The 8,210-nt window shown below is 40.1% G+C and carries 9 protein-coding genes; 3 read left to right on the forward strand and 6 right to left on the reverse strand.

What is annotated here, in order from left to right:
• Nucleotides 1–144: 144 nt before the first annotated feature.
• Nucleotides 145–966 (reverse strand): ammonia-dependent NAD(+) synthetase, encoded by an 822-nt coding sequence (gene nadE, locus CE058_RS22770; protein WP_048011111.1) that lies wholly within the window; start codon nt 964–966, stop codon nt 145–147.
• A gap of 27 nt (nt 967–993) precedes the next feature.
• Nucleotides 994–2,451, reverse strand: coding sequence for a nicotinate phosphoribosyltransferase (locus CE058_RS22775; protein ID WP_163145127.1), 1,458 nt, complete (start codon nt 2,449–2,451; stop codon nt 994–996).
• Between the two features lie 387 nt (nt 2,452–2,838).
• On the opposite strand from CE058_RS22775, the gene CE058_RS22780 reads away from it, so the two are divergent.
• A complete protein-coding gene (locus CE058_RS22780; protein ID WP_048011113.1) occupies nt 2,839–3,903 on the forward strand; it encodes a glycoside hydrolase domain-containing protein in 1,065 nt (354 codons plus the stop codon).
• Between the two features lie 155 nt (nt 3,904–4,058).
• Here CE058_RS22780 and CE058_RS22785 read toward each other — a convergent pair whose 3' ends face one another.
• Nucleotides 4,059–4,988 carry a putative bifunctional lysylphosphatidylglycerol flippase/synthetase gene (locus CE058_RS22785; protein WP_226619321.1) on the reverse strand — a complete coding sequence of 310 codons (930 nt, stop codon included), beginning with the start codon at nt 4,986–4,988 and terminating at the stop codon, nt 4,059–4,061.
• A 535-nt stretch (nt 4,989–5,523) separates the two neighbouring features.
• On the opposite strand from CE058_RS22785, the gene yidC reads away from it, so the two are divergent.
• On the forward strand, nt 5,524–6,312 hold the full coding sequence (yidC, locus tag CE058_RS22790; RefSeq protein ID WP_048011115.1) for a membrane protein insertase YidC: 789 nt from the start codon (nt 5,524–5,526) through the stop codon (nt 6,310–6,312).
• Nucleotides 6,313–6,421: 109 nt separating this feature from the next.
• Nucleotides 6,422–6,976 (forward strand): YhcN/YlaJ family sporulation lipoprotein, encoded by a 555-nt coding sequence (locus tag CE058_RS22795; RefSeq protein WP_048011116.1) that lies wholly within the window; start codon nt 6,422–6,424, stop codon nt 6,974–6,976.
• A gap of 39 nt (nt 6,977–7,015) precedes the next feature.
• On the opposite strand, the gene CE058_RS22800 is transcribed toward CE058_RS22795, so the two are convergent.
• From CE058_RS22800 to CE058_RS22810, 3 genes are all read right to left on the reverse strand, one after another.
• Nucleotides 7,016–7,219, reverse strand: coding sequence for a DUF6501 family protein (locus tag CE058_RS22800; protein WP_048011117.1), 204 nt, complete (start codon nt 7,217–7,219; stop codon nt 7,016–7,018).
• A 134-nt stretch (nt 7,220–7,353) separates the two neighbouring features.
• The gene (locus CE058_RS22805; protein WP_163145128.1) at nt 7,354–7,596 is read right to left on the reverse strand and encodes a hypothetical protein; all 243 of its coding nucleotides are present in this window, start codon (nt 7,594–7,596) and stop codon (nt 7,354–7,356) included.
• Between the two features lie 88 nt (nt 7,597–7,684).
• Nucleotides 7,685–8,131, reverse strand: coding sequence for a VOC family protein (locus tag CE058_RS22810; RefSeq protein WP_163145129.1), 447 nt, complete (start codon nt 8,129–8,131; stop codon nt 7,685–7,687).
• Between the last annotated feature and the right edge of the window lie 79 nt (nt 8,132–8,210).

Raw genomic sequence — 8,210 nt, forward strand, 5'->3', positions numbered from 1 at the left:
CTTAGCGACACTAGAACGCGACTAACAATCAGTGGGGATAGAGTACACCCCCACTGATTGAAGTTTCACTTTATCAGGAAGTTTCAAGCAAATTAGCTCAAAAGTAAAGGAAAATCCCGAGGGATTTTCCTTTTTTGTGTGGGCTTATTTCCACCAATTATCGTGCATGGATGCAGGCATCTGGCGCTTATGTTCGGAAACGAAGTAACGGTTTTCAATCTTTTCTGCTGCTTCCGGATTTACTGATTTTCCTTCAAGGTAGTCATCCAATTCATCGTATGAAATTCCCAGTTCTGTTTCATCAGCCTGTCCCGGTTTCTGGTCCAGAAGATCGGCAGTCGGCACTTTTAAGTAAAGTCTTTCTTCTGCTCCAAGCTCTTTAAGCAGTGCCTTTCCCTGTCTTTTAGTCAGTCCGGATAATGGCAGGACATCTGCTCCGCCATCACCATATTTTGTGTAAAATCCTGTCACTGCTTCTGCTGCGTGATCTGTTCCGATAACCAGCAAGCCAAATTGGCCGCCAATTGCATATTGGGCGATCATTCTCATGCGGGCTTTCACATTGCCTTTGTGATAATCCTTTAACGGTTCCTCCGGCAATATACGATCATATTCGGTTTTTACTTCATCAACTGCATTTTTAATATTAAATACAACTTCACGGTCAGCCTGGATAAAAGAAAGCGCCAACTGGGCATCCTTTTCATCCTGCTGTACACCATATGGCAGCCGGACTGCCATGAATGTTGCCTCCTTGCCTTCTTTTCGCAATTCTTCAACAGCGAGCTGGGCAAGTCTTCCGGCGAGAGTGGAATCCTGGCCGCCGCTTATGCCCAGTACATACCCTTTGGCATTCGTTTTAACAAGGTAATCCTTTAAAAACTGGATTCTGTTTTTTATCTCTTCTTTTGGATCAATTGCTGGATTCACATTTAAATTTTCCATAATTTCTTTTTGCCTATTCATTGCAGGTTCCTCCCTCTTCCTATAGCTTCAGCTCTTTATATTTTGTTTAACCTGGCTGATCATGTTCATTTTATTATCCCAGCACTCCTGGCTCAAGTCGACCGGGTATTCCTCCGGATTTAAAGAACGGCGGTACTCATCCCATAATACGTTGAGATTTTCCTTTGCAAAGCTCTGCATCTCTTTTAAGGATGGAACTTTATAGGTAAGCTTCCCTTCCTGGAAAATCACTTTATGCAATTCTCTCGCTTCGAAATTGGTAACGAATTTGCTTACGAACGTGTGAACTGGATGGAACATCTTAAGCCTGGGTTCTGCTTGAGGATTCTCATGATCCAGTGCAATATAGTCTCCCTCTGATTTATGGTTGTCTTTGTTAATAATCCGATATACTTTCTTTAGGCCGGGAGTGGTTACTTTTTCCGGATTGCCGCTGATTTTTATTGTGTCAGTCATCTTGCCATCTTCATTTTCTATTGAAACTAGTTTATAAACAGCTCCTAATGCTGGCTGCTCAAAAGCCGTGATCAATTTAGTGCCAATGCCCCAAATATCGATTTTCGCTCCTTGAGCTTTTAGGTTAATGATGGTGTATTCATCCAGATCATTTGATGCAATAATCTTTGTATCATGAAAACCGGCTTTATCCAGCATTTTCCTTGCTTCTTTGGAAAGATACGCCAAGTCCCCGCTATCCAGTCTTATTCCTTTAAAGTTGATTTGACCTTCCATTTCCCGGGCGACTTTAATGGCGTTCGGGACTCCCGATTTCAGCGTGTCATAGGTATCTACGAGAAAAACACAGTCTTTATGAGTCTGGGCATATTTCTTAAAAGCGGTATACTCATCCTGATATGCCTGTACAAAAGAATGGGCATGAGTTCCTGCAGCTGGAATGCCAAATTTCTTGCCGGCTCTTACGTTAGATGTCGCATCAAACCCTCCTATATATGCTGCTCTTGTTCCCCAGATGGCAGCGTCCATTTCCTGTGCCCTTCTGGAACCAAATTCCATAGCTGTCCCATCCCCAATGACTTCTTTGATTCGTGTAGCTTTTGTCGCAATCAAGGTTTGGTAATTTATAATATTTAATAGTGCTGTTTCTACGATCTGGGCTTCTGCCAGCGGAGCTTCTACACGCATAATCGGCTCATTGCCAAACACAAGCTCTCCTTCTTCCATTGATTTAATGGTTCCTGAAAAAGTCATGTTTTTAAGATATTCGAGGAAATCGTCCGCATAATTCAATTCGTTTTTTAAGTACTGCAGGTCACTCTCGGTGAATCTGAAATTCTCAATATACTCGATCACTCTTTCAAGCCCTGCAAAAACGCCATATCCATTCCCAAAAGGGAGCTTCCTAAAATATACTTCAAAGACCGCTTTTCGATTATGTATATTGTCTTCCCAATAAGTCTGCGCCATATTTATCTGGTACAAATCAGTATGCAAAGCTATACTATCATCCGCAAATTCCCTGTGCATAATCGCAACCTCCTGTGACAAATCTTCCTTATGTATTTCTTTTATTGGCTAGTATCCCCCATTCCCATCTTTCTCAACTTAAATGGATGAAAAATTTGCCTATTATTTTAATAGTAGTGAAGTTCAAAGCCTTAAGCAAATTTTTCAGCCTGAATATATACGGATATTTACCCATTTAAGACTTTTTTACACATTCTCAAGCATCTGTTCGTTATTTTGAACAAGTGATACTATTTCGTTATAACACTTCAGGATTATTTCCCAAACATCAGCAGTCGCGATGTTATTTTAAAATAAGAAACCATTCTTCACTCCCCTTTTGATGCAATCACCAACCTTCCGCCCTCCGCATAAGATGTCATGAACTGACAAGGAGGGCTGTGATATATGGATAGACGGGGCCTTTTGCCTTTCGTTGTGACCGCATTTTTTGCCGTAATGATTTCGCTCTTTACTTTTTCGCTTATGGATTCAAAGGATGCCGAGCCGCCAAAAACAGAGACCGTTCCAGATGGCCAAAGCAAAAGCCATGAAAGTGATATCTCGAATGAAGTAAAAAATAATATCAAAGGCAATAAAGCCAATGTGAATAATTCAATCGACAACAATTTAAATAATGGTGAAGACAGTCAAATTGATAATAATGTTACGAATGATATAGAGGTAAATGTGGATGTGAATGTAACAAATACGTTAAAAAATAAGGCTGATAAAAATCAGGACTCCGGTCAAAAAGATAATGAAAAGGAAAACAGCAGCGGCGATAAGGATAAGGGAAATGACCAGGACGGCCAATCTGGGGATGATGAAGTCGTTTGGGGTGTAGACTCGGCAAGTCTCACTTCAAGCGACTTGATTTCTTGTGTTCGTGAAAACTTTGGATCTCCTAAAGTATGGGGACGGTATTTAGGTGAAAAAGAAGGTGTATCAGCAGGCATTACACCAGAAGAGGCTGAACTGCTGCAGGGCAATGATATTAAATTACTCGTGATATGGAATCGATTTAATGATGCAACAGGCCTTGAAAATGGACAGAGTGAAGCAAGAGCAGCTGTTCAATTGGCAAAGGAGCTGGGAATACCCGAGGGTGTCGCGGTTTTTGCGGATATCGAGCCAAATTATCCTGTCGACTCTTCTTTTATAAAAGGCTGGTATCAAGCCATGTCAGAATCACCCTATGAACCTGGTATTTATGGAATTTTTGATAAGGAAAAGGCCCTGAGGAAAGCTTTCGATCAGGCTGCAGCCGAAAACACTCCCCTTCTTGAAAACACATTTATATGGACTGCAGCGCCGAATAAAGGAATCACCGCTGAGGCCCAAGCGCCTGAGTATAAACCTGAAGCTCCGGATAACTCACTGATTGCAGGCTGGCAGTATGGAATTGATGCGGAGGAATGCAATATTGATACGAACTTATTTAACAAAGACATTCTGGATGTTCTTTGGTAAATAAGAAAAGCGGAAGCGCCTTGCCCACCCCTGACAAGCACAAGTCGAGCCTCACGGAAAGGCGTCCTTTGCCTTTTTGGGAGGATTGGCTTGTGACCTCGAGGGGGGAGGCGCTGGAGCTAGACAGCAAAAATAAAGAGCCCCTAAAGGCTCTTTTACATTTTAAAGCTGTTCTTTGGCATTCCATTATTCCAAAACTGATTCATGATAAACGGTGTGCCGATAAACACAGGAACGATATAATAGCTGAGACGGTAGAACATGAGAATCAAAAGCCCCAGTTCTGATGGGACACCCTGTGATTCCAGTCCGATCAAAAATACAAAGTCGAAGGATCCTATTCCGCCTGGTATCATACTCGCAATACCGGCACAAGCAGAGATGATGACAATCGGAAACAAAACAAAAAATGGAATAGATACTTCCAGTGCTCTGGCAATTCCCCAGATACATATGATAATAAATAGCCACTCCAGTAATGAAACCGTCAGCAGTTCCCCTGCAAACCCCTTTTTGATGTGCTTCGTATTCCAAAATGACGACTTAAAAAAGTAAACGCCCAGCAGCAGCGGTGTGTAAGCGGCGACAGCCCAGACTGCGAGTTTTATAAGCTTTACATCATCATACAAATGTAAATCGGTAAATAGGACGACCCATGACAATATAGACAAGCCTGTAAGGTAAAAAAGTGACAGCTTGGCAATTATTTTGATATACGGTGTACTGCCTGTCAGGTAATCTTTATAAAAATAGGACCTGAGTGTAGCCCCTGCCACACCTCCCAGTCCAATAAAGTTCGAGAATGCATTAGCAGATAAAGAATAAAATAAAAGCTTTTTTTTAGGAACTCTAATTCTGAAAAGCCTTTGCAATATTTCATCATAAAAATACATTGGAAAAAGAGCAGCCAGTCCCAATAAAAGGATAAAAAATATTCGGCGGACAGTTAGCCGGTCAACATAAAGCTCAAGTAGAGCCCAATTAAAATCAGTGAATATCCCTTTTGCTTCAAGCATGACAAACAGCAAAATGAATAAGGGTACAAGGAGTTTGGCAAGCGTAATAATTGTTTTTTGTTTGAACAAGGACAAAATACCCCACCATTCATTTAGAGAACTAGAGATAATTTAATCTCCCTGATAGAGTGTATCACAAAAGCTTAATATATATATACTTTTTCCTATTATATTCCTATTTAGTGACAATAGAATGGACAAGAAATAAGTTTTTGCAAATGGTTCAATATCTGCAATTGTTATCAATACAGCATTCAATTATACTTAAATATGTGAATAGAGGTGAACTGACATCTTTGAACTATTAATTGAATCGTCTTTTATTTCATCAGAATATACTCTTTATTTAACATATATCATTGGATTAGCTGCTAAGCTGTTAATCATTTGGAAAATAAAGCCTGCTTTTTATAGTCCCGGAAATATCGGGAATAATCAAAATGAATATGAAAACCTTCCAGAGTTTTGCATGGATCGGACCTTTATTTGCGATTCGATTCAGTCGTGGATGGCAAAACTGATCCTGAAAAAAGGCGATCAAAGCGATGAGCCGGAAGGCCTCTCCCCTATTTTATAAAAAAATATAGCGGGAGGTTTGACCTGAATGAGAAAAATAAAACTGTTGCTGGCCATTACTATGATCACCGTATTACCAATATTCTTATCTGCCTGTCAGGCTCAAGGAGGACAAGGAACAAGCTTTTTCCATCAATATTTTGTCAATCCATTTGCATTGGCCATACATGGAACGGCTGTTTTCTTTCATGGCAATTTCGGACTGGCCATAATCTTCATTACTATCGTGATCAGGCTGATATTAATGCCTTTAATGCTTAAACAATATAAAAATCAAAGCTTGATGAAAGAAAAAATGGATAAGTTAAAACCTGAACTTGATAAAATCCAGCAAAAGCTGAAAACAGCGAAAAAACCGGAGGAGCAGCAAAAGCTGCGGCAGGAAATGTTCGGTTTGTATCAATCGCATGGAGTGAATCCTTTGAATGCGGCGGGATGCCTTCCAATCTTGATTCAAATGCCCATTTTAATGGGGTTCTATTATGCCATAAGAGGAAATCAGGAAATTGCGGCACATTCATTTCTCTGGTTTAATCTGGGTCATTCTGACATTTGGATCACGATCATTGCAGGAATAGTGTACTATCTTCAGTACCGGTTCACTCTTAGCAATATGACTGCGCAAACGCCAAAGCAAATGAAATTCATGGGTTTATTGTCTCCTGTAATGATTATGCTGGTTTCTTTAAATGCTCCTGCAGCTTTGCCGCTTTATTGGACTGCAGGCGGATTGTTTTTAGTTTTTCAATCATGGCTTGGAAGAAGATTATATACAAAAGATAAAACTGATCATGTGCAGTTTATGTCAGAATCGTAATGACATGAGGAGCAGGCTTAATGCCATGCTCCCTTTTTGTTTAAAGAAATTTGAATAACAGTATCTATTCTTGGAAAGATAAAGGGGAAAATCAAAAGGAGGAAAGTGTATGATTAAGCGTAAATTAATGATGGCAGGAGCACTGTCAGCAGCATTGCTTGCAGGCTGTGCAACGAATAATAATGATATGAATGAAACAGCTCAGAGAAACAGAGACCTGACAGAGCCGACTAAAGTGAACGACAGCAACTATGGCGAAAATGGACGCACCACTGAGCCGGGGATTGATCTTACCCGCACGGGAACGGACAATGACAATCAAAATGATTCCCCGAGAATGAAGGTTGCTGATAAAGCTGCCGATAAAATTACCTCTATACCAGAGGTTGAATCTGCAAATGTCATCGTAACAGACAATAATGCCTATGTGGCCGCACGCTTAAATGATGGAAATGGAGAATTGACTAAGGATGTTGAGGGTAAGATTTCAGATCAGGTGAGAGCCGTCGATCAGGATATCGATAATGTATATGTGTCTGTTAACCCTGACTTTTATGATCGAATGACAGGATATTCAGAGGACATTCGGGCAGGTCATCCAGTAGAAGGATTTTTTGATGAATTTACACAAACTGTGCGCAGAATTTTCCCGACACAAAGGTAAAAAGAAAACGGCCCATAACAGGCCGTTTTCTTTGTGGGTTTAAGCATCCTGGAAGTAGTCTTTATAAAATCCGCTTACTTTTCCGGAATTGTCTACAATGAAATAAAATTCTTCCGTTTCATTTTTTACATCATAGATATTCCCTGCTGTTAAAGCCCGGTTTACAATGTATTTTGCTGCGTCTGTGTGCACACATTTTACTTTTTTCAATGTTTCGCGTTCATGCCAGTTTAAATGAATCACTATTGCCACTCCTTCAAAGTCTGCATTATTTTCTATGTTTAGTTTTTATCGCAGTCTTACTGCCCGTAAAGGCCCGATTGGTTAACTAACAATCAGTAGGAAAGAGAACCCCCACTGATTGAAGTTTCACTTTATTATAATGAATAGGAACGGTTGTCTGCAACCAGATTCTCTTTAGCAGCTGGCATTAGCTTCATTATTTTCCGAAACTGCTTGATTTTATCTGCCTCAAATGTATAAACTTCTCCAGTTAACGAGTTTTTCATTGTTATATAGTTAATTTCACAGATCTGGTCTATTCGTACAAATTCTAAATGATCATAATATTCATTATCATATTCCACTTCATAAAAGCCATTATCTGCTAAAATTTTCATTTTGATGACCCTCTTTCTAAGATGATGGCAAAGGTTATATACCACCCGCTTAGCCTGTTTCAAACCACCAAATGAAATTTTGCAGGATTTAGCTTAGTTTTTCCCACTCGCTTAGGTGCATTGGATTTAGATGAGGTTTTGCCTCCCCTTCTAAAACAGCGATATATTCTAATGAGTGGCCGTCCGGATCATAAAAATAGATTGAAGCAGCCGGCATCCATGTATGGACAATCGGTTCTGCCGGTGATAGGCCAAAGCTTTCCCTGACCTCGATCTCTTTTTCGGTTAAAAACGGAATAATTCCCCGGAGCTTCTCAGGCGAAACAGAAAAGGCTATATGATTTTTCCTTATTGGGGTGTCTTTTGTTTCCCAGATACCCAGCATGTTCTCTTTATTTTCGCCCAGAAAGAAAAATGCTGCTTTCCTGTCTTCTGTTGTGTAAGCTACTTTAAAGCCGAGGTTTTCATAAAATTTGATGCTTCTTTCCAAATTGCTTGAGTTTAGATGTGCTTCATATAATTTTGCTCCCTGCATGGTAAGGTCCTCCAATTCATTTTTTATCTGTTTTTATCGCAGTCTAACGGGCAGTAAGACCCCCACTTCAAGACTCAGA

Source organism: Bacillus sp. 22-7, assembly GCF_010628845.1.
In the GTDB taxonomy this organism is placed as follows: domain Bacteria; phylum Bacillota; class Bacilli; order Bacillales; family Cytobacillaceae; genus Cytobacillus; species Cytobacillus firmus_B.